This window comes from Nocardioides sp. Z38_18 (genome assembly GCF_058215695.1).
Window position 1 is genome coordinate 1631413 of record NZ_JBZAJE010000001.1, and the last position, 20227, is coordinate 1651639.

The following is a 20227-nucleotide window of genomic DNA, read 5'->3' on the forward strand; positions in this document are numbered from 1 at the left end:
CCGATGCCTGTCGCCCTGTGTGCAATGTCCCACAGTCCGCTCATGGGAAAGGTGGATCCGTCGCAGGCTGTGGCCGCCGGGGTGCAGGAAGCGATCGGACGCGCTCGAGAGCTCGTGGCGGAGTTCGCGCCGGATCTAGTCGTGGCCTTCGCCCCTGATCACTACAACGGGTTTCTCTACGACGTGATGCCCCCGTTCTGTATCGGCACCACAGCAGAATCGATCGGGGACTACGGACTACCCAGTGGTCTGCTCGATGTCGAGACGGCAACGGCCCGCAGAGTGACTGAGCACGTCCTGAACGGTGGGATCGACGTCGCGTGCTCAGAACGCATGCGAGTCGACCATGGCCTCGTTCAACCGCTCATGCTGTTGTTCGGCTCGATCGATGCCGTGCCCGTCCTACCTGTGTTCATCAACTGCGTGGCCGAGCCGTTGGGGCCTGCTAGAAGAAGCGTTTCGCTCGGTGTAGCAGTGGCCGAGGCGCTCGCGGATGATGACCGCAGAATCCTCTTCCTAGCTAGTGGTGGGCTCTCGCACGATCCGCCAGTCCCGCGGCTGCTCGGAGCCCCACCGGAGGTGGCCGAGCGGATCACGCAACGTCGGGAGGTGAGCCCTGCCGAGCGTCAGGTGAGAGAGTCGAGAACCATCGCGGCCGCGCGCTCGTTCGCCGATGGAGAAGGTGGGTGCCAGGACCTGAACCCTGTGTGGGACAGGCAGTTCCTGGACGCCTGTGCGTCGGCAGACCTGGAGTCCTACGCAGCACAGCCGGCCTCGTGGTACATCGAACAAGCCGGTCACTCTGCCCATGAAGTGCGCACGTGGTTGGCCGCCTACGCCGCCCTGGGAACACGGGGGCCCTACTCGCTTACACACCGTCACTACCAACCGATCCGCGAATGGTTCGCTGGCTACGCCGTTACCTTCGCTGTTCCCGATGAAGAAGCGGGCCCCAAATGACGTCAATCTGGACGGAGCTCTTGGGTACCGACCACACGGTTCGCCATGTGGTGATCGGTGGTTGGGACACGCGGCTTCTTCAGGCCGGCAAGGGCGGTGTTCCGCTGCTCCTACTGCCTGGCACGGGCGGTCACCTGGAGGCTTACTCACGCAACATCGGGGCACTCGCAGAGAACCGGAAGGTCGTGGCCTACGACTATCCGGGGCATGGCTTCACCTCTCTGGCCACGCAAGACTTGCAACTCGAGCACTACGTCGCCCATCTGCACTCTCTTGTCGAGCATCTGGACGTCGAGCAAGTCGACATCGCGGGTGAGTCCCTTGGGGGGTGGGTTGCCGTCAAGTACGCCGCTGCACACCCGGAACGGGTTCGTCGGCTGGTCCTGAACACACCGGGGGGGACGATGGCGAACCCCGAGGTGATGGAGCGCATCCGGTCGCTATCCCAACAAGCGGCGGACGACCCCAGTCCCGTGCGCATCCGGGCCCGGCTTGAGTGGCTCATGGCCGATCCCTCCTCGGTGACCGACGAATTGGTCGACGTGCGGAGGCGCATCTACTCACGATCGGGGTTCGACCGATCGATGCGCCACATCCTGTGCCTTCAGGACCCGGAGATCCGTGAGTCCAATCGCATCACCGACGCCGAACTGGCTGCGCTCGTACACCCCACGTTGGTGGTGTGGACGAGCGCGGACCCCTCCGGCCCTGCGGCCGCTGGCCTACACATGGCCTCGATGATTCCAGGGGGCCGGTTCGAGCTGATCGAGGCGGCCGGACACTGGCCTCAGTGGGAACAGCCTGAGCGATTCAACGCCCTGGTTCTCGGCTTCCTTGACGGGAAGGACGCGTGACCCGCGCTTCGGCTCCAATCAGGTCGGTGGTGATCGTCGGCGCCGGCCCTGCGGGTCTTACCCTCGCGAACCTCCTGGGTGGCTACGGGATCTCGGTGGACGTGTTGGAAGCCGCCCCGGCGCTGCTGGACTACCCACGCGCTGTCGGCCTGGATGACGAGAGCATGCGCGTATTCCAGTCGGCCGGTGTGGCAGATGTCGTGCTTGAGCACACTGGGCCGGACCACGCCATGCGCTTTCTCGGGGCCAATGGAAAGCTCATCGCGGAGATTGCGCCCGGCATGGGCCCCTATGGGTGGTCGCGTCGAAACTCCTTTATCCAACCCCTGGTGGATGATGAGCTCCTGCGCGCCCTGGATCGCTTCCCCCACGTCCGAGTGCACTTCGGTGAGACCGTCACGACTTTGGAAGACCTCCACGAACAGGTCTCTGTCAGGTCCACAGGACCAGATGGCATCCGCACCTGGACAGGCGATTTCCTTGTCGGGGCCGATGGTGGGAGGTCCTCGGTTCGGAAGGCGCTAGGCATCGGCTTCGACGGCGAAACCGAAGCAACGCGGTGGCTCGTGGTCGACCTGGCCGGTGATCCAATCGGTACCCCCAATCTCTACGTGGGCTGTGATCCTCGGCGCCCCTACGTATCCATCCAGCTGCCGCACGGCGTCCGCCGACTAGAGCTGATGATGCACGCGGGGGAGGACCAGCAGTTGGTGGATGATCCGGACCGCTTGAGCGAACTGCTCGCCCCTTTTGTCCCCGATTCTCGAGGCCTCGACGTCATCAGGTCTCGGGTCTATACCCACCATGCCCGGGTGGCGAGCCGGTTTAGCAGCGGGCGAGCCTTCCTGATCGGCGATGCGGCCCACCTGATGCCGGTCTGGCAGGGCCAGGGGTACAACTCAGGAATCCGGGATGCAGCGAACCTGGCGTGGAAGCTTGCTGCTGTCCTCAGGGGACAAAGCGACGCGTCGCTGCTGGACACCTACGACGTCGAACGCCGTCCCCATGCGACACAGATGGTGAGGTTGTCGCTCTTGGTGGGCCGCGTGATCTCGCCAACCAGACGCTCGGTGGCACTGTTCCGTGACTCGATCTTCCTAGCGCTCAACACCATGCCCGCTGCCAAGAAGTACTTGACCGAGATGCGGTTCAAACCGATGCCTCGTTACGAGTCAGGCGCTGTCGCGCACCTACAGGCCCCGCCCGCCAAGGACTCACCCGTCGGAAGGATGTTCCCGCAACCCCGTCTCGTCACTCGCGAGGGCTTGATGATCCAGCTGGACGAAGCCATCGGTGGCTGGTTCGCGGCCATCGTCTGGTGCAACCCCCTGGAGCGAGTTTTCGACGAGCGGGCGCGGGAGACATTGAGCCGACTGGGCGCACGCGTGCTGGAGGTGCGTCCGATGTCGCAGCTCCATTGGCATTCGTCGGCGGAGGAGGAGGCGCACGGAGTTGTGCTCGGTGACGTTGACGGTGACGTGAAACGTTGGTTCGACCAACATCCAGTGGGCGTGGTCGTCCTGCGCCCAGATCGGATTGTGGCGGCGGCTGGGCTCGCGCAGGAATCGGGAAAGCTCACTGCGGCGGTGGCACGGGTGACTCGGGTCTTTCCGGCCGATCACGAGGCTGTTCCTGCAGCTCTGCGACCGAGAAGAGGCTTCTGATGATCCCGCTCGATCAGATCACTGAACACGACGTCGTCGTGGTGGGTTCAGGCGCTGGTGGTCTGACTGCAGCTGCTACCGCTGCTCAGGGTGGTCGATCAGTGCTGGTCCTTGAGAAAGCGGAGCGCATAGGGGGCACCACGCGCAAGTCGATCGGCGCAGTTTGGCTCCCAAACAACCGCTTCCTGCGCGAGGAGGGGCTGGATGATCCTCGAGAGGATTGTCTGCGCTACCTGGCCCGGCTCGCGCGGCCGACGCTCTACAACCCCGACGCCCCCCACCTCGGGCTACCCCAATGGGAGCACGACGGCCTGGCCTGCTTCATTGACAACGCGGCAATTGCCCATGAGGCATTGGAAGACATGGGTGCTCTGAGCCTGGCTCCGCCGGTAGGGCTCGGGGTGGTTGACTACTTGGCGCATCTCCCGGAGAACGCTTGCCCCCGAGGCCGGACGCTGTACCCGGCGTCGGCGATGGGTGGCAAGAGCGGTGGCCAGGAACTCGTCGATGGGCTGGCCGACACGGCCCGGACGCACGGAGCGGAGATCCGCACTGGTGCCACTGTCACCGACGTGGTGACTGAGGATGGACGGGTTGTCGGCGTCGACTATCTTCTCGACGGTTCGCCCCATCGGGCGCTAGCGGACGTGGGAGTGGTGTTTGCCTCAGGTGGATTCAGTCAGAACTCAGACTTACGTCTGCAGTTCCTCGGAGCCCCCGTCGTCACCTCGTGTGCAGCGCCGACGAACACCGGTGACTTCGTCAAGATAGCCATGTCACAGGGTGCAGAGCTCGCGTGCATGCAGGAAGCGTGGTTGGCGCCAGGGGTGGTTGCCCGGCTTGCGGCCGACCCAGAGAACGCGTTCAGCGCCTTCTATGTCTTGGGCGATGCAATGGTGATGGTCAATAGGCGCGGTCACCGCGTGGTCAACGAAAAGGCGCCGTACAACGAGCGGGCGAGGGTCTTCTCCACTTGGGACGAGTCCTCGTTGGAGTACGTGAACTCTCCCCTGATAGCCATCTGGGATACCCACGACGCACTGAAGTGGGGGATTGACGCGCTTGGCAACCCGATTGCCCATCCGGATACAGCCGCCGACTGGGTGGTCCGCGGGGCCACTCTCGAAGATCTCGCCCAAGGCATCGGTGAGGCGCTGGCATCGGTTGAACACATCGTCGGTAGGGGCCGCCTCCACGAGGACTTCCTCGGGAATCTGCTCGCCACCGTCGAGAACGTCCGGGAGTACGCCGAGAAGGGGAAGGATGCGCAGTTCCAACGGGGTGAGACTCCCTTCGAACGCTACGTCAGCGCTCGTTTCGGCGATGGCGATGGACCCAATCCACTGCTGCGCGGTCTCACAGAGGAGGGCCCGTATTACGCGACCATCCTCGGCATGGGGACCTTGGACACCAAGGGAGGCCCGCGCACGTCTGCTACCGGTGAGGTGCTCCACGTATCTGGCGAAGTCATCCCTGGACTCTTCGCAGTTGGCAACTGCGCTGCGTCGCCGACTGGTCAAGGCTATCCGGGTGCAGGCGCAACTTTGGGGCCGATCATCACCAACGGGTACCTTGCGGGTGGGAGTCTGGCGAAGCGCTGACTCCTTTCACCGCGGACACCGGGGGTAGATGCGTTGTGGCGAGCAAGACCGCTGGAGCCACGGGCCCACATGGCGCCCAAACTCTGACCCGCGGACTGACGGCCCTGGAGCGTCTCGCAGACTCCCCTCATGGACTGACAGTGCAGGACCTCTCCGACGTGCTGGGAGTTCATCGCTCGGTTGGGTACCGCCTCCTTATGGCGCTAGGAGAGCTGGGGTATGCAGTGCGCGGACGCGATGGGCGCTACCGCCTGGGCGGTCAGGTGCTGCGGGTGGCTAACAACTACCAGGCCTCCCTGCGCTCGACGGTCGAACCGGTACTGCGTGAAGCTGCTCAAGAGTTGGGATGCACTATCGCGCTGCTGGCAGAGGAGGGTCATGAAGCTGTCGCTCTGCTAGTGATCCAGTCCAGCACCGCACAGTTCCAGCTCTCCTTTCAGGAGGGAAGCCGACATGAGCTGGACCGTGGCGCGGCCGGCCACGCGCTGGCATCCATCCGACCGCCTAGTCCCACCGACCCTGAGGCAGTGGCCGCGGCCCGCGGGCAGGGGTTCTCGCTCACCTTCGGAGAGGTCGAGCAGGGTGTCTACGGTTTGGCTGTCCCCATTGATGCATCGGGCACGCCGCTGCCCATGTGCCTGAACCTGATCACTCACCGCCGCGACCTGGCCGAGGCAGGAAAGGAGAGATTGAAACAAGCAGCCGCGGACGTCGCAGCACTGTTGTGATCGTGGGTGACGGGCATTCACCATCGGCGACGGGGTCGCGACTCCTCGGGGTGCACTGGCCCAGTTGGATCAGTTCGTGACCCCTTCTCCCAGACGCCTGAGCAGGAGCTGATCAATATCGCCGAGGCGAGGCGGGCGAAGTTCGTGTTCCTGAGGGCCGGGTGTGGGGTATGAGGGACGAGATCGTCTAGAGACGGGCTCATTCCGTTGGTCTGGGGCTCTCGGGGCCGTCGCCGAGCCCACGTCCGGCCGCACCGTCGCGGAGCAGGGCACGGGCCTCGGGCGAGCCGTCGAGCGCCCGGGTGCCCCGGCGGACCGCGGCCCAGCCCGCGCCCACCCGGCGCAGCTCGAAGTGGTTGGCGCCGGCACGCCAGATGTGGAAGCGCCCGTCCCGGTGCACCACCAGCAGTGAGGCGCAGACCGCGACCGCGGTGTCCCCGGCCAGCGTGACCCGGGCCGGGCCGAGGAAGTGGCACGCCCCGCCGTTGATCAGCCGCTGGTGCGCGTCGGAGCCCACCATGGCGCGGATGTCCTCGCGACCGGACATGTGCCAGCCCTCGACCTCATAGCTGCCCTCCTCGGTCCACAGCTGCGCCACCTCGTCCGCGGCCCCGGCGTCGACGAACGGGCCGTAGCCGGCGATCAACCGGGTGATCGACAGCTCGTCCTCGAGACGGGAGAGGCGCTCTTCCACGGTCGCGAGCCGGTCCTCGTTCATGGCAGCTCCTCTGCCAGGACCCGAACCGTCGGCATACTCCGACACCGTGACCCGCCCGAAACAGTGGCGGAACGCAGGGTGCATGACCAGTCTCGAAAAATGCGATGACCGCTGCGCGCCCTGCGCGTGGACTGCAACCTAGAACGTGTTCTAGTATTGAGGCTCAGCGCGACCACCCACTGCACGAGGAGTACCCATGAGCCAGTCGGTTCTGGACGGCGTCCGAGACCTGCTGCCCACCTTGCGCGGACGGGCGGACGAGGCCGAGCGCCTGCGGGTCGTCCCCGAGGCGTCGATCAAGGAGATCGAGGAGACCGGGTTCTTCCGGCTGCTCCAGCCCCGGCGCTTCGACGGGCTCGAGGCCGACCCGGTCGACTTCTACACCGCCGTGCGCGACATCGCCTCGGCCTGCGGTTCCACCGGCTGGGTCTCCAGCGTGGTCGGCGTACACCCGTGGCAGGTGGCGCTGTTCAGCGACGAGGCGCAGCAGGCGGTCTGGGGCAGCGACACCGGCACCCGGCTGAGCTCGTCGTACGCACCGACCGGCAAGGCCGTGGTCGCCGACGGCGGCTTCCAGCTCTCCGGCAAGTGGAGCTTCTCCTCGGGCTGCGACCACTGCCAGTGGGTGCTGCTCGGCGGGCTCGTCTTCGACGCCGAGGGCAACGTCGTGGACTTCCGCACGTTCATGGTGCCGCGCGAGAACTACCAGATCATCGACGTCTGGGACATGGTCGGGCTCCGGGGCACCGGCTCGAACGACATCGTGGTCGACGACGTGTTCATCCCTGAGGCGTTCACCCTCTCCATGGGCGACACCGGGCGCTGCTTCGGGCCGGGGCAGGAGCACAACCCCTCGGAGCTCTACAAGCTCCCGTTCCACTCGATCTTCACCGGTACGATCACCACGCCGATCATCGGGATGGCGACGGGTGCCTACGAGGAGCACGTGGAGATGCAGCAGAAGCGCACCCGTGCGGCGTACCTCGGGGAGAAGGCGTCCCTGGACCCGTTCGCCGCGGTGCGGATCGCGCGGGCCTCCAGCGAGATCGACGCGGCCTGGGCCCTGCTGGTCAACAACATCCGCGAGGAGCAGGCGTACGTCGCCAAGGGCGAGAAGATCCCGCTGAAGACGCGACTCAAGGTGCGCCGCGACCAGGTGCTGGGCAGCCAGCGCGCCATCGACGCCATCGACTCGCTCTTCGAGGCCTCCGGCGGCCGCGCCCTGGCGAACGGCACCTACCTCCAGCGTGCCTGGCGCGACGCGCACGCGGGCCGGGTGCACGCCGCGAACGACCCGGAGCGGGCCCTGCAGATGTACGGCGCCCACGAGTTCGGCCACAAGATCGACCCGGGGATGTACTGAGGTGACCGACTTCTCCAAGGAGGCGACCCGCCGCTCCGGCAAGGCGGGCGACCTGACGCTGAACTACTACGAGGCGGGGGAGCCCGCCACCGGCAGGCTGCCGCTGGTGATGCTGCACGGCGGCGGCCCCGGAGCCTCCGCGTGGAGCAACTTCGGCTCGGCGCTGCCGGGCTTCGCGCAGAGCTTCCACACGCTGATGATCGACCAGCCGGGATTCGGCGGCTCCGACAAGCCGCCCGTCGAGGGCAACTACTACCGCTTCGCCGCCGACCACGTCGTACAGCTGCTCGACGAGCTCGGCATCGAGCGGATCCACCTGCTGGGCAACAGCCTCGGCGGTGGTACGGCGATGCGCCTGGCCCTGACCCATCCCAAGCGGGTGGGCCGGCTGATCCTGATGGGCCCCGGCGGTGCCTCGCTGAACATCTTCCACGCCGACCCCACCGAGGGCGTCAAGCGGCTGATGGACTTCTCGGCCAACCCCAGCCGCGAGGCGCTGCGCGCGTTCATCTCCACGATGGTGGTCAACCAGGACCTCGTCACCGACGAGCTCGTCGAGGAGCGGTACGCCGACGCCACCGCGCCGGGTGCCCAGGAGGCGATGATCTCGATGGGGTCCTCGTTCTGGAAGCCCGACACCTTCGAGGACGGGATGCTCTGGCGCGAGGCCCACCGGCTGCGCCAGCACACGCTGCTCACCTGGGGCCGCGAGGACCGGGTCAACCCGCTCGACGGCGCCATGGTCGCCCTCAAGCTGATCCCCAAGGCCTCGCTGCACGTGTTCCCCAACTGCGGGCACTGGGCGCAGATCGAGGCAGCGGACGAGTTCCGCGAGGTGGCCACGAACTTCCTGAACCGTCACATGGAGAGGGTCCCGAAGGCCGAGGTGGACGCATGACCATCGACATCCGCAGCATGGGCTACGCCCGCGTCGCCAGTACCGACCTCGACCAGTGGCGGCTCTTCGCCGGCAAGGTGCTCGGCCTGGCCGAGGGCCGCGGGCCCGACCCGGACAACCTCTACTACCGCATCGACGAGGTCTCCGCGCGGCTCGTCGTCTTCCCCGCCGAGGTCGACCAGCTCTCCTGCATCGGCTGGGAGCTCGCCGACCACGCCGCGCTGCAGCAGGCCCGCGAGCACCTCGCCAAGGAGGGCATCGCCTTCGAGGAGGGCACCACCGAGGAGCTCTCCGAGCGCAGGGTCCAGGAGCTGATCCGGTTCAGCGACCCGTTCGAGAACGTCTTCGAGCTCTTCCACGGGATCACCTACGAGTCGCATCCGCTCGTCACGCCGTACGCCGCCCGCTTCGTCACCGGCGACCAGGGGATGGGGCACGTGGTCATCCCGGTCACCGACGACGTCGAGGCGCTGCGGTTCTACACCGACGTGCTCGGCTTCCGGCTGCGCGACTCGATGAGCATGCCGGGGGAGTTCGTCGGCAAGGAGCCCGGCTCCAAGGTGTGGCTGCGCTTCCTCGGGGTCAACCCCCGGCACCACAGCCTGGCGTTCCTGCCGATGCCGAACCCCAGCAAGTGCGTGCACATCATGCTCGAGGTCGACAAGCTCGACGACGTGGGCCGTGCCCTGGAGCGGGTGCGCAAGCACAAGGCGCCGCTCTCCGCGACGCTCGGCCGGCACATGAACGACCAGATGGTGTCCTTCTACGTGAAGTCGCCCGGCGGGTTCGACGTGGAGTTCGGGACCGAGGGCCTCACCGTGGACGACGCCCGCTGGGTGGCCCGGGAGAGTACCGCGGTCTCCTACTGGGGCCACGTCTTCGGCGGCGCGTGAAACCCGTTCGGGCAGGACTGATATGACTGTTTCCATGTCTTCCTCAGGGCCTTCCGAGTCCTCGTCCGGGCAGGCTTCGGGGCCTTCCTCCGACGTACCCGAGGGGATCCGCCAGGACGCACGCGAGACCTGGCCCAGCCGGGAGCTGATCGACTCCTTCCTCGGCACCGGGTTCGACTTCGAGCTGCGGCTCGGCGAGCACACCCCGATCCCCGTTGATGACCCGGCGGCGGCCGAGGAGGCGCGCCGGTTCCGCGACGTGCTCGGCATGTTCGCCACCGGCGTCACCGTGGTCACCTCGATGTCGGGCGACGAGCCCGTGGGGATGACCTGTCAGTCGTTCTCCAGCGTCTCCCTGGACCCGCCCCTGGTGATGTTCTGCCCGGCGAAGACCTCGCGCGCCTGGCCGCTGATGCGCCAGGCGGGGTTCTTCTGCGTCAACTTCCTCTCCGCGGACCAGCAGCACATCTCCAACGGCATGGCCACCAAGGGGGCGGAGAAGTTCCACGGGGTCGGCTGGAAGCCGGCCTCCACGGGTGCGCCGCTGATCGACGGGGTGCTGGGGTACGTCGACTGCGTGATCGACCGCGTGCACGAGGCCGGCGACCACTACATCGTCGTGGGGCGCGTGCAGGCGCTCGACATGGGCGACGGCCGGCCCGAGGCCGAGCCCGCCGGGACTCCGCTGCTGTTCCACCGCGGCGCCTACACCCGACCCGAGTAGTTCTCTGGCACGGTGGGCTCCATGAGCGCCACGAGCGTGTCCGAGGACTACGTCGAGCGGCTGCTGCGCGGCTTCTTCTCGCTGTGCGAGAGCCCACGCACGCAACGACGCGTGCTCGCGCTGGTGCGCGGGAGCGTCAGCGACTCACGCTCCGGGAAGCGGCTCTACGCGCTGGTCAACAGGATGGTGCTCAACCCGGTGGCCCGCGCGACCGGGATGGACACCTCCGCGGTCCGGCTCGAGCTGGTCGCCTCGCAGCTGATCGGCGTGGCGATGATGCGCTACGTCCTCGAGGTCGAGCCGATCGCCTCGGTCGAGATCGACGAGCTGGTCCCCATGCTCGCGCCCTCCCTGCGCCAGACCCTCTCGGGTGCGATCGGGCAGCGCCCCGGGCCGCAGGCCGTCGCGGCGTGCAGCTGCCACTCCAGGGAGCTCGTCCCGCTTCCCTGGTGAGACGACCGGCGAGCCTGTGGATTGCCGTTCGACGGATCCGCGCCGCGGGACAACCCTGTCGGGATGGACCAGACGCTGCCGCTGACCCCGCTCCACCCGCTGCTGCCGCTGGACCGGCCGTTCACCCCCGCGACCGCACGTGCCCGCGGCGTCTCCCGCTCCGCGCTGGACCGGATGGTGCGTGAGGGGACGATCCGGCGGGTGCTGCGCGGGGTATACGCCGCGAGCACGACCGAGGACTCGACCGCGATGCGTGCCGCGGCGGTCGCCCTCGCGATCGGTCGACGGGCCGTGGCCGTGGACCGGACCGCTGCCTGGGTCCACGGCGTCGACGTGAGGCGACCCGGCACCGAGGAGGTGCGTGGTGTCGAGGCGGTGCACCCGGGCGGGTCCGGGCGGTCCGCGCTCGGCACCCGCGACCTCCTCGGCCGCGACGTCCAGCACCTCGGTGAGCTGCGCCTGACCACCCCGCTGCGCACGGCCCTGGACCTGGGACGCTCGCTGGCCCCCGACCTGGCGCTGGGCGCGATGGACCGGCTGCTGGCCGACGGCGGTTTCACGCTCGCCCAGCTGCTGGCCGAGACCTCACGGATGGCCGGGCACCACGGCGTCGGCCAGCTGCGCCGCCTCGCCGTGCAGGTCGATCCCCGCTCCCTGAGCCTGGCGGAGTCGGCGCTGCGGCTGCGCTGGCACGAGGCGCGTCTGCCGACCGCGACGCCGGGGTTGCCGGTGTGCGTCTCCGGCCGGCTGGTCCGGCTCAGCCTGGCCGTGCCCCAGCGACAGTTCGGGGCCGTGCTGCTCGGTCAGGTCTCCGCGGCCGAGCTGGTCGCCCTCCAGGGCGCCGGGTGGCGGATCGTCGTACTCACGCCTGAGCGGGTGCTGGGCACCGACCCCGCCCTGTGGGCCCACCACCTCGAGCGGGAGTTCCACCAACAGCTGCTGGCACAGTCGGGGTGAGCCTCGGCCGGGCGGGTGGCCTCAGGTCCGTGCCGGGAGTACGCCTCGCTCGTGGCTAGGGTGAGTGGGTGGACGAACCGACAGTGGACGAGACGACCTGGCCGACGAATTGCCCCGAGTGCGGCACCGAGCTCCAGCACGCGGTGATCGACTTCGACACCGAGAAGGCCGACCGACCGGAGCTGCGGCCCGGTGAGATGGCCGCGGTCGACTTCTGCCCCAACCCCGACTGCCCGCGCAACGCGGACGCGCCGGGGTCGGGCACGACAGGCACCAGCTGAGCCGACCCGCTGAGCCGGGACAGCGCTGCGAGGCTCAGCCCTGCTGGAGGGCCGTGATCGCGTCGTGCATGGTCAGCGTCCGCTGGGCGGACTCGACGTGGAGGCTCTCCACCATCCGCCCGTTGTAGGTGACCACGCCCGAGCCCTTGCCGTCCTCCCAGGCCTGCAGGATGCCGCGGGCCTCCTCGACAGCCTTCTCGGACGGGGCGAAGGCCTCGTTGGCGCCCTCGACCTGGCCCGGGTGGATCAGGGTCTTGCCGTCGAAGCCCATCTCGCGTCCCTGCTGGCACTCGGCGAGGAAGCCCTCGGTGTCCTTCACGTTGTTGTAGACGCCGTCGATGATCGCCTTGCCGGTCGCCCGCGCCGCGAGCAGCGCGAGGGAGAGACCGGTGAGCAGCGGCTGGCGGCCGGGCACGTGCTCGGCGTACAGCTCCTTGGCGAGGTCGTTGGTGCCCATCACCAGCACGGTGAGCCGGTCGGAGGCGGAGGCGATCTCCTCGGCGTGCAGCATGGCGTACGGCGTCTCCACCATCGCCCACAGCTTGGTGTGCTCCGGCGCGTCGTGGGCGGCCATCGACTCGACCAGCTGCAGCACGGCGTCGGCCGAGTTCACCTTCGGGACCAGGATCGCGTCGGGACCCGCAGCGCAGGCGGCGGCCATGTCGTCGCTGTGCCACTCGGTGTCGGCGCCGTTGATCCGGATGACCAGCTCGCGCTCGCCGTACTCGCCCGAGGTGGCGGCAGCGCAGGCGGCCTCACGGGCGGCCGGCTTGGCGTCAGGTGCCACCGCGTCCTCGAGGTCGAGGATCAGCCCGTCGCACGCGATCGACTTCGCCTTCTCCAGCGCCCGCTCGTTCGAGGAGGGCATGTAGAGCACGGAACGGCGGGGACGGAACGCCTCGGCGCTCATCAGGAGGCCTCGATCGCGTCGTACTGCTTCTTCAGCTCGGGGTCGATCGCGGCCAGCTGCTCGGCCAGCTCCACCATCACCAGGCACTGCTTGAGCGAGGCGTCGTCCTCCATCTTGCCGTCGAGCATCACCGCGCCGGTGCCGTCACCCATGGCGTCCACGACGCGCCGGGCGTGGGCGACGTCCTCCGGCGAGGGGCTGAACACCTTGTTGGCGATCGCGATCTGCTTGGGGTGCAGCGACCACGTGCCGACGCAGCCCAGCAGGAAGGCGTTGCGGAACTGGTCCTCGCAGGCGACCACGTCGGTGATGTCGCCGAACGGGCCGTAGTAGGGGTAGATCCCGTGCATCGCGCACGCGTCGACCATCCGGGCAATCGTGTAGTGCCACAGGTCCTGCTGGTACGTCGTCCGCGGCCCGTCGATGTCGCCGTCGGTCGGGTCCTGGCGCACCAGGTAGCCCGGGTGGCCGCCACCCACGCGCGTCGTCTTCATCCGGCGGTCGGCGGCGAGGTCGGCCGGGCCCAGGGAGAGGCCCTGCATCCGGGGGGAGGCGCCGCAGATCTCCTCGATGTTGACCATGCCGCGGGCGGTCTCGAGGATCGCGTGCACCAGGATCGGCTTGTCCAGCCCGGCCTTGGCCTCGAGCTGGGCGAGCAGCCGGTCGACGTAGTGGATGTCCTCGGCGCCCTGCACCTTCGGAACCATGATCACGTCTAGCTTGTCGCCGATCTCGGAGACCAGCGTGGTCAGGTCGTCGAGGCCCCACGGCGAGTCGAGTGCGTTGACCCGGGTCCACAGCTGGGTGGGACCGAAGTCCGTGTCCTTGGCGATCCTGACCAGGCCCTCACGGGCGGCCAGCTTGTTGTCGGCCTTGATGGCGTCCTCGAGGTTGCCCAGGAGCACGTCGACCTTGCCGACCATGTCGGGGATCTTGCTGGCCATCTTGGCGTTGCTCGGGTCGAAGAAGTGGATCGCCCGGCTGGGGCGAGCGGGGATCTCGCGCAGCGGGGTGGGTGCACCGACGGCGAGTGGGGCGAAGAAGTCCTTGGCAGAGCGCATGGACCGGACGCTAGCAGCGCGGTTCGGGAGCCGGTATGACGGATGCCACCCGCGGACGCCGAGGGCAGCGTCAGCTTCGTGGGAGGGCGAACGGGCCCAGGTAGAGCAGGTCGTCGTCGAAGGCGACCGGCATCGACCCAGGTGGGTTTCCGGCGACGTCGAAGGTGTCACCGCCCAGGCGTTCGTAGGTCACCGGCTCCGCGATCCCGAAGGACTCGGCCTGCAGCTTGACCGTGTCAGGCCCGGAGGCCTCCACCGTGGCCCCGCCGTACCGGCCGGCCAGCTGGTCGAGCGGGGTGGGCTCGCCGTACTGCGGCGCGGGCAGGGCGGGCACCTCGAGGAGCTCGAGCAGCTGCGGCAGGATCGCGTCGAACAGAGCGCTGCCGCCGGGCGGGCCGGTCAGCGGCCCGGCGCCGTTGGCCAGCACCACCAGGGCGGCGTCCTGCTCGGGGAACGCCCGGGCGAACGCGCGGTGCCCGCCGGTCATCCCGGCCCACCCGAAGGCCTGGTGGTCACCGCGGTCCCACAGCGCCCAGCCGAGGCCCCAGGAGTCGAAGGCGGTCGCGCCCGGCAGCCGGGCAGTCGTGGCCCGGACACCCCGCACGTCGGCATCGGCGAAGATCCCGTCCCCGCCGTGGAGGTTGAGCGCCATGAAGTCGAGGAGCTGGTCGGCGGTGGCCCACCAGCGGGAGCCGGCCGCCGAGGCGGCGGTCGCGTAGTTGTCGCGCGTCGCGACGGGTTGCTCACCGGGCCGCAGCACGTGGCCGCCCGCCGCCCCCTCCGGCATCCCGAACGTGGTGGTGGGGCCGAGCGCGGCCTGTGCCAGCTCCTCGAAGGACCTCCCGGTCGTGCGCTGCAGCAGCAGGTCGAGCGCGCACCAGCCGGCGTTGCAGTAGGAGAACCTGCCCGGGGCATGGAGCAGCGGCAGGCTGGCGGTGCTCGCGACGAACTCGGCGAGGTCCTCGTGGGCAGTGGGGAGCACGTTGGGCCGGCCGCTGGTCTGGGAGAGCAGCGAGCGCGGGGTCTCCTCCCACAGCCCGTCGGCCTGGCCCGAGCAGGGGACGTCGAGGTTCAGCGCCCCGCGACCGGCTGCGTCGATCACGATCAGTCCGACCAGGGCCTTGGTGAGGGAGCCTGCGTGGAACGCGGTCTCGGGCACGACGGGGTCGTCGGTCCCGGCCACTCGGGAGCCGGCGCACACCACGACGCGCTCGGACCCGCGCAGCAGGCCGATCTGGGCGCCGGGGACGCCGTACCGGGTGAGGGTCTCGTCGAGGAGCTGCTGAGCGGTGGTCGCCTCCATCCACCGACACTAACCAGCAGCAGGCGCCCTCGTCACGGGGTGAGCAGGCCCGCTCTCGCCACGTGGGCAGCCTCCCAGAGGTGGCTCAGCGCGTGGGCTCGTTTGAACACCAGCTGCGCGTCGTGCTCCCAGGTGATCGCGATGCCGCCGTGCAGCTGCACCGTCTCGGCCGCGACGTGGTCCAGCGCGTCCGAGCAGTAGGAGCGGGCCACGGCCGCGCGGCGGCGCAGGATCTCCGCGTTGGCCTCCGTCGGGTCGCTGAGGTACGCCGCCGCGGCAGCCGTCGCGCCCCAGGAGGCCGAGCGGGACGCCTCGACGAGCACGAGCATGTCGGCCATCCGGTGCTTGAGCGCCTGGAACGAGCCGATCGGGCGGCCGAACTGCACCCGCTCGAGGCTGTAGGCCACGGTCAGGTCGAGGCCACGCTGCCCGGCGCCGACCTGGAGGGCCGAGGTGAGCGCGACGGCGACGTCGCGCAGCGGACGGTCGTCGGACACCGTCCCCAGCGGCTCCACCTCGGTCCCGGCGACCCGTCCGAACCGCATGCTCTGGTCCAGCGCCGGCACGGGCTCCACGTCGGGACCCGTGACCAGCTCCAGCCGGCCATCGGCGACCCGGAGCACGATGGTGGCTGCGGGGGCGTCGAGGACGAGGTCGTCGAGCGCCACGGTGGCGATCTCGCCGGCGGCGATCCGCGGCAGCAGCTCGGCCTGCTTGCCGGGCTCGGCGTACAGGATCACGGCGGCGGTCGCGATCGCGGTGGCGAGCAGGGGACTGGGCGCGAGGTTGTGGCCGAGCTCTTCGAGGACGAGCCCGGTCTCGACCAGCGAGGCCCCGAAGCCGTCGTGGTCCTCGGGCACCGGGAGGGCGGCCACGCCGACCTGTTCGCACAGCGCCTGCCACAGCGACTCGTCGTACCCGGTCTCCGACTCGATCGCGGCACGCACCGCGGCACTGTCGCTGCGCTTGTCGAGCAGCGAGCGGACGATCGTCGCGAGCTCCTCCTGCTCCTCGGTCCGGGCGAAGTGCATCAGGCACCCGCCGCATCGGCCGGGACCAGCGAATCGGCGATCCGGGAGCGGTGGTGCGAGGGGCTGCCCCAGGCGCCCACGAGGGCGCGCACCCGGTTGATCCACAGCCCGAGGTCGAACTCCGCGGTGTAGCCGATCGCGCCGTGCACCTGGAGGGCGACGCGGGAGGCGAGGTACGCCGCGTCCCCGGCCGCGACCTTCGCCCCGGACACGTCTCGACCAGCCGTGGGGGAGCCCTCGGCGACCGACAGGGCGGCGCCGTGCACCAGCGGCCGGGCGAAGTCGAGGGCGATCCGCACGTCGGCCAGCGAGTGCTTGATCGCCTGGTAGGAACCGATGGTGCGGCCGTACTGCTTGCGCACCTTGACGTAGTCCACCGAGTCGGCGAGCAGGCGCTCACCGCAGCCGAGGAGCTCGGCGGCGGCCGCGAGCACGGCGCGGTCGAAGGCCAGCTGGTTGATCGCGGCGGGGGGTCTCGACTGATCGCTCGTCTCGACTGTCCGCTCGCTGACGCTCGCTGCTCGACGCAAGGCTTCGCTCGCTGCTCGACCTGCTCGACCGCCGGTGATGTCGAAGAGCCTGCGGGTGGTGTCGACCGAGTGCAGCACGGCGTCGGGGGAGGGGAGGTCCTCGAGCCGTTGCAGGCCCGCGTCGCTGGGGACGTAGACGGCCTGCGCCACGTCGGCGTCGAGCGCGAGCGGCACGTGCGGCGGCAGGGCGAGGGTGGCAAGTGCGCCCTCCGCGACCGCGGCGAGCTCCGCACCCTCCAGGGCCCCGGTGAGGTAGGCGGCCGACTCGATCCAGGGGCCGACGGCGAGCTGGTGGCCGAGGACCTCGAACGCGACCACGAGGTCGACGGCGGTGCCGCCCATGCCGCCGTCCTCTTCGCTCACCAGGAGGGCGTTGATCCCCTGCTCGGAGAGGCGGCGCCACAGCGCCAGGCCGGGCTCGGAGTCCCCGGCGGCCCAGGACCGGGCGACCGAGACCGAGTCGGCCTTGGTCATCAGCTCGGCGAGCGACTGGGCGAAGCCGGTCTGCTCGGGGGTGAGGCGGAAGTCCATCAGGATCCCTTCGATTCGCCGCGGGATTCCCGGGGCAGGCCGAGGATGCGCTCGGCGATCACGTTGCGCTGCACCTCGTTGGTGCCGGCGTAGATCGGTCCCGACAGGGAGAACAGGTAGCCGTCGATCCAGGAGGAGTCGGGTCCCTCGCGCAGCTCCGAGGTGGGGCCGACGAGGTCGAGCGCGGTCTCGTGCAGGGCGACGTCGAGGTCGGACCAGAAGACCTTGTTGACCGAGCCCGCGTAGCCGATCTGCCCGCCGGTGGCCAGCCTGCTGACCGTCCCCCACGTGTAGAGGCGGTAGGCCTCCGCGGCGAGCCAGGCGTCGACCACGCGGTCGCGGTGCTCCACCGGTGCTCCCTGGCGGTGCCACAGGTCGACCAGCCGGTCCGCGGCGGCGCAGAACCGGCCGGGGGAGCGCAGCGAGAGCCCGCGCTCGTTGCCCGCCGTGCTCATCGCCACCGCCCAGCCGGCGCCGGGCTCGCCGAGGACGTCGGCGTCCGGGACGAACACGTCGTCGAGGAAGAGCTCCGCGAACCCGGGCTCGCCGTCGAGCTGGGCGATCGGTCGGACTGTGATGCCCTCGGCGTCCAGCGGGAAGCAGAAGTAGGTCAGGCCGTGGTGGCGTTGCGAGTCGGGGTCGCTGCGGAACAGGCCGAAGCCCCAGTGGGCGTACGACGCACGCGAGGACCAGGTCTTCTGCCCGTTCAGCACCCACCCGCCGCGCTCGTCGTCGCGCTCGGCCCGCGAGCGCAGCGACGCGAGGTCGGAGCCCGCCTCCGGCTCGGACCAGGCCTGCGCCCAGATCTGTTCACCGGTGGCCATCGACGGGAGCCACCGGTCCTGCTGCTCGGAGGTGCCGTTCTCGAAGATCGTCGGGGAGAGCAGGAAGATCCCGTTCTGGCTGACCCGTCCGGGTGCGCCGGCGCGGTAGTACTCCTCCTCGAAGATCACCCACTCCACCAGCGAGGCGCCGCGGCCGTGGTACTTCTCGGGCCAGCTGACCACCGCCCACCGGGCCTCGGCGAGCCGGGCCTCCCACTCCTGGTGGGCGCGGAATCCCTCGGCGGTGTCCATCGACGGCAGCGGCTCGGCGGGCACGTTGGCGGCCAGCCACTGGCGTGCCTCGGCCTGGAAGGCCAGCTCGGACTCGGACAGCTCGAGGTTCACAGGCGGGGTCCTTCGGGATCGTGAGGCTCGGGGGTCCTCGGTCGGAGCTGGGTCTTGAGTACCTTGCCACCGAGGTTGCGCGGGAGCGCGTCGATCAGCTCCACCTCGCGCGGGACCTTGAAGTTGGCCAGGCGCTCGCGGGCGAACGCGAGCACGTCCTCGGGCGTGATCCCCGAACCGGCCCCAGCCCCGGCGGCGGTGACGACGTACGCCTTGCCGACCTCGCCCATCCGGTGATCGGGTACGCCGACGACGGCCACGTCGCTGATCCCCTCCATGCGCATCAGTGCCTGCTCCACCTCGGCGGGATAGACGTTGAAGCCGCCGCAGATGTACATGTCCTTGAGGCGGTCGGTGACCGTGAGGTTGCCCTGGGCGTCGAGTGTGCCGACGTCGCCGGTGTGCAGCCAGCCGTCCTCGTCGATCGCCTGCCGGGTGGCCTCGGGGTCGTCGAGGTAGCCGAGCATCACGAACTCGCCGCGCAGCAGCAGCTCCCCCTCGCCCTGGTCGGAGGGTGCGGCGATGCGGGTCTCCATGCCGGGGACGGCGCGGCCGCACGTCGTCGCGACCAGCTCGGCGGGATCTCCCTGCCGGCACATCGTGGCGACCACGGCCTCGGTCATCCCGAACGCCGTCACCACCTCGTCGATCCCCAGTCCCTCGGGGGCGGGTGCGCGCATCCGCTCGATCAGCACGACCGGCACCACCGCGGCGCCCGTGACCGCGAGGCGCAGCGAGGACAGGTCGTAGTCGGCTCGGTGCGGGGCGTCGAGCAGCGACTGGTAGATGGTCGGTGCACCGGGGAGCACGCTGATCCGGGAGTCCTGGATCTGCTGCATCGTGCGGACGAGGTCGAAGGTGGCGACAGGGTGGAGCGTTGCCCCGGTCGTGAGCCCGACGACGATGCCGGCCTTGTAGCCGAAGGAGTGGAAGAACGGGTTGACCACCAGGTAGTGGTCCTCGGAGGTGACGCCGCCGAGCTCCCCCCAGGTGCGGGCGACGCCGACGGTCTGCCGATGCGCCGACATCGCGCCCTTCGGTCGGCCGGTGGTGCCCGAGGTGAACAGGATGTCGGCGACGTCGTCGGGGGCGACCGCGTCCGCCCGCGCCTCGACCTCCTCGCTGGTGTCCTCGCCCAGCCCGCCGACCCAGTCGAGGTTCGCGAGGTCGATGATCTCGGCCACCGTGGGCAGGTCGCTGGCGGCGCGCAGGTCGGCGATCTGGGTCCGTCCGAGGAAGCCGTCGTCGACCACGACGAGCACCGCGTGCGTGCGGTCGACGATCTCGGCCACCTCATGGCCGGTGTAGCGGCTGTTGGCGGGAACGAGGGTGCCGCCGGCGTACGAGACCGCCAGGGCGGCGACCACCCAGTCGATGCTGTTCGGTGCCCAGAGCACGACGCGTCCACCGGGTTCGAGACCCAGTGCGGCATAGCCGCGCGCGGTGGTCCGGACGCGGGCGAGCAGGTCGGTGAAGCTCAGGGTGCGGTCGCCCTCGACGTACGCCGGGTGGTCGCCGAAGCGCTCGGCTGCCGCGCGCAGCACGGCGGGCAGCGTGTCCCGGGGCATGCTGGTGGACGACGGCATCGGGGCTCCTCG

At 69.4% G+C, this 20227-nt stretch carries 20 protein-coding genes and 1 pseudogene; 13 read left to right on the forward strand and 8 right to left on the reverse strand.

What is annotated here, in order from left to right; genetic code table 11:
• Positions 1 to 3: 3 nt before the first annotated feature.
• From AC4BGC_RS07755 to AC4BGC_RS07780, 6 genes and pseudogenes are all read left to right on the forward strand, one after another.
• Positions 4 to 960, forward strand: a complete 957-nt coding sequence (locus tag AC4BGC_RS07755; protein WP_490555049.1) for a 3-carboxyethylcatechol 2,3-dioxygenase — start codon at positions 4 to 6, stop codon at positions 958 to 960.
• Positions 957 to 1814: an alpha/beta fold hydrolase gene (locus tag AC4BGC_RS07760; protein ID WP_490555050.1), complete on the forward strand. Its 858-nt coding sequence runs from the start codon at positions 957 to 959 to the stop codon at positions 1812 to 1814. The genes AC4BGC_RS07755 and AC4BGC_RS07760 overlap by 4 nt, the downstream gene beginning before the upstream one ends.
• Before the next feature lie 26 nt (positions 1815 to 1840).
• On the forward strand, positions 1841 to 3478 hold the full coding sequence (locus tag AC4BGC_RS07765; protein WP_490555051.1) for a bifunctional 3-(3-hydroxy-phenyl)propionate/3-hydroxycinnamic acid hydroxylase: 1638 nt from the start codon (positions 1841 to 1843) through the stop codon (positions 3476 to 3478).
• The gene (locus AC4BGC_RS07770; RefSeq protein ID WP_490555052.1) at positions 3478 to 5079 is read left to right on the forward strand and encodes an FAD-dependent oxidoreductase; all 1602 of its coding nucleotides are present in this window, start codon (positions 3478 to 3480) and stop codon (positions 5077 to 5079) included. Before AC4BGC_RS07765 ends, AC4BGC_RS07770 begins: the two co-directional genes overlap by 1 nt.
• Before the next feature lie 35 nt (positions 5080 to 5114).
• A pseudogene (locus AC4BGC_RS07775) lies at positions 5115 to 5297 on the forward strand (helix-turn-helix domain-containing protein); the annotation flags it as partial.
• A 54-nt stretch (positions 5298 to 5351) separates the two neighbouring features.
• Positions 5352 to 5807, forward strand: a complete 456-nt coding sequence (locus tag AC4BGC_RS07780) for an IclR family transcriptional regulator (protein WP_490555746.1) — start codon at positions 5352 to 5354, stop codon at positions 5805 to 5807.
• Between the two features lie 199 nt (positions 5808 to 6006).
• On the opposite strand, the gene AC4BGC_RS07785 is transcribed toward AC4BGC_RS07780, so the two are convergent.
• Complete coding sequence (locus AC4BGC_RS07785) at positions 6007 to 6525, reverse strand: nuclear transport factor 2 family protein (protein ID WP_490555053.1); 519 nt, start codon at positions 6523 to 6525, stop codon at positions 6007 to 6009.
• 196 nt (positions 6526 to 6721) lie between these two features.
• Here AC4BGC_RS07785 and hsaA point away from each other — a divergent pair, with 196 nt between their 5' ends.
• The 7 genes from hsaA (at position 6722) to AC4BGC_RS07820 (ending at position 12094) form a co-directional block, all read left to right on the forward strand.
• Entirely contained in the window at positions 6722 to 7888 is a 1167-nt protein-coding gene (gene hsaA, locus AC4BGC_RS07790) for a 3-hydroxy-9,10-secoandrosta-1,3,5(10)-triene-9,17-dione monooxygenase oxygenase subunit (RefSeq protein ID WP_490544436.1), read from the forward strand.
• A gap of 1 nt (position 7889) precedes the next feature.
• Positions 7890 to 8786, forward strand: coding sequence for a 4,5:9,10-diseco-3-hydroxy-5,9,17-trioxoandrosta-1(10),2-diene-4-oate hydrolase (gene hsaD / locus AC4BGC_RS07795; RefSeq protein WP_490555054.1), 897 nt, complete (start codon positions 7890 to 7892; stop codon positions 8784 to 8786).
• Entirely contained in the window at positions 8783 to 9679 is an 897-nt protein-coding gene (gene hsaC, locus AC4BGC_RS07800; RefSeq protein ID WP_490555055.1) for an iron-dependent extradiol dioxygenase HsaC, read from the forward strand. Before hsaD ends, hsaC begins: the two co-directional genes overlap by 4 nt.
• A 34-nt stretch (positions 9680 to 9713) precedes the next feature.
• A complete protein-coding gene (locus tag AC4BGC_RS07805; protein WP_490555056.1) occupies positions 9714 to 10403 on the forward strand; it encodes a flavin reductase family protein in 690 nt (229 codons plus the stop codon).
• A gap of 21 nt (positions 10404 to 10424) precedes the next feature.
• Positions 10425 to 10856: a TetR/AcrR family transcriptional regulator gene (locus AC4BGC_RS07810; RefSeq protein ID WP_490555057.1), complete on the forward strand. Its 432-nt coding sequence runs from the start codon at positions 10425 to 10427 to the stop codon at positions 10854 to 10856.
• Between the two features lie 63 nt (positions 10857 to 10919).
• Positions 10920 to 11813: a type IV toxin-antitoxin system AbiEi family antitoxin domain-containing protein gene (locus AC4BGC_RS07815; RefSeq protein ID WP_490555058.1), complete on the forward strand. Its 894-nt coding sequence runs from the start codon at positions 10920 to 10922 to the stop codon at positions 11811 to 11813.
• A gap of 68 nt (positions 11814 to 11881) precedes the next feature.
• Positions 11882 to 12094 (forward strand): hypothetical protein, encoded by a 213-nt coding sequence (locus tag AC4BGC_RS07820; RefSeq protein WP_490555059.1) that lies wholly within the window; start codon positions 11882 to 11884, stop codon positions 12092 to 12094.
• A gap of 34 nt (positions 12095 to 12128) precedes the next feature.
• Here the strand turns inward: AC4BGC_RS07820 and AC4BGC_RS07825 are convergent, their stop codons facing one another.
• From AC4BGC_RS07825 to AC4BGC_RS07855, 7 genes are all read right to left on the reverse strand, one after another.
• Positions 12129 to 13004, reverse strand: a complete 876-nt coding sequence (locus tag AC4BGC_RS07825) for an HpcH/HpaI aldolase/citrate lyase family protein (protein ID WP_490544422.1) — start codon at positions 13002 to 13004, stop codon at positions 12129 to 12131.
• A complete protein-coding gene (locus AC4BGC_RS07830; RefSeq protein WP_490544420.1) occupies positions 13004 to 14065 on the reverse strand; it encodes an HpcH/HpaI aldolase/citrate lyase family protein in 1062 nt (353 codons plus the stop codon). The genes AC4BGC_RS07825 and AC4BGC_RS07830 overlap by 1 nt, the downstream gene beginning before the upstream one ends.
• Before the next feature lie 70 nt (positions 14066 to 14135).
• Positions 14136 to 15368, reverse strand: coding sequence for a serine hydrolase domain-containing protein (locus AC4BGC_RS07835; protein ID WP_490555060.1), 1233 nt, complete (start codon positions 15366 to 15368; stop codon positions 14136 to 14138).
• A gap of 32 nt (positions 15369 to 15400) precedes the next feature.
• Positions 15401 to 16399 (reverse strand): acyl-CoA dehydrogenase family protein, encoded by a 999-nt coding sequence (locus tag AC4BGC_RS07840; RefSeq protein WP_490555061.1) that lies wholly within the window; start codon positions 16397 to 16399, stop codon positions 15401 to 15403.
• Positions 16399 to 17460, reverse strand: a complete 1062-nt coding sequence (locus tag AC4BGC_RS07845) for an acyl-CoA dehydrogenase family protein (protein ID WP_490555062.1) — start codon at positions 17458 to 17460, stop codon at positions 16399 to 16401. Before AC4BGC_RS07845 ends, AC4BGC_RS07840 begins: the two co-directional genes overlap by 1 nt.
• Positions 17460 to 18629, reverse strand: coding sequence for an acyl-CoA dehydrogenase family protein (locus tag AC4BGC_RS07850; protein WP_490555063.1), 1170 nt, complete (start codon positions 18627 to 18629; stop codon positions 17460 to 17462). The genes AC4BGC_RS07845 and AC4BGC_RS07850 overlap by 1 nt, the downstream gene beginning before the upstream one ends.
• Positions 18626 to 20215, reverse strand: a complete 1590-nt coding sequence (locus AC4BGC_RS07855) for a FadD3 family acyl-CoA ligase (protein ID WP_490555064.1) — start codon at positions 20213 to 20215, stop codon at positions 18626 to 18628. Before AC4BGC_RS07855 ends, AC4BGC_RS07850 begins: the two co-directional genes overlap by 4 nt.
• Positions 20216 to 20227: the final 12 nt, after the last annotated feature.

Excerpts from the sequence above, each read along its gene's own strand:
- AC4BGC_RS07830 (WP_490544420.1), bottom strand. The coding sequence starts at position 14,065 with ATGCGCTCTGCCAAGGACTTCTTCGCCCCACTCGCCGTCGGTGCACCC.
- hsaC (WP_490555055.1), top strand. The coding sequence starts at position 8,783 with ATGACCATCGACATCCGCAGCATGGGCTACGCCCGCGTCGCCAGTACC.
- AC4BGC_RS07840 (WP_490555061.1), bottom strand. The coding sequence starts at position 16,399 with ATGCACTTCGCCCGGACCGAGGAGCAGGAGGAGCTCGCGACGATCGTC.
- AC4BGC_RS07770 (WP_490555052.1), top strand. The coding sequence starts at position 3,478 with ATGATCCCGCTCGATCAGATCACTGAACACGACGTCGTCGTGGTGGGT.
- AC4BGC_RS07755 (WP_490555049.1), top strand. The coding sequence starts at position 4 with ATGCCTGTCGCCCTGTGTGCAATGTCCCACAGTCCGCTCATGGGAAAG.
- AC4BGC_RS07815 (WP_490555058.1), top strand. The coding sequence starts at position 10,920 with ATGGACCAGACGCTGCCGCTGACCCCGCTCCACCCGCTGCTGCCGCTG.
- AC4BGC_RS07805 (WP_490555056.1), top strand. The coding sequence starts at position 9,714 with ATGTCTTCCTCAGGGCCTTCCGAGTCCTCGTCCGGGCAGGCTTCGGGG.
- hsaA (WP_490544436.1), top strand. The coding sequence starts at position 6,722 with ATGAGCCAGTCGGTTCTGGACGGCGTCCGAGACCTGCTGCCCACCTTG.
- AC4BGC_RS07785 (WP_490555053.1), bottom strand. The coding sequence starts at position 6,525 with ATGAACGAGGACCGGCTCGCGACCGTGGAAGAGCGCCTCTCCCGTCTC.
- AC4BGC_RS07760 (WP_490555050.1), top strand. The coding sequence starts at position 957 with ATGACGTCAATCTGGACGGAGCTCTTGGGTACCGACCACACGGTTCGC.
- AC4BGC_RS07825 (WP_490544422.1), bottom strand. The coding sequence starts at position 13,004 with ATGAGCGCCGAGGCGTTCCGTCCCCGCCGTTCCGTGCTCTACATGCCC.
- AC4BGC_RS07835 (WP_490555060.1), bottom strand. The coding sequence starts at position 15,368 with ATGGAGGCGACCACCGCTCAGCAGCTCCTCGACGAGACCCTCACCCGG.
- AC4BGC_RS07810 (WP_490555057.1), top strand. The coding sequence starts at position 10,425 with ATGAGCGCCACGAGCGTGTCCGAGGACTACGTCGAGCGGCTGCTGCGC.
- AC4BGC_RS07855 (WP_490555064.1), bottom strand. The coding sequence starts at position 20,215 with ATGCCGTCGTCCACCAGCATGCCCCGGGACACGCTGCCCGCCGTGCTG.
- AC4BGC_RS07845 (WP_490555062.1), bottom strand. The coding sequence starts at position 17,460 with ATGGACTTCCGCCTCACCCCCGAGCAGACCGGCTTCGCCCAGTCGCTC.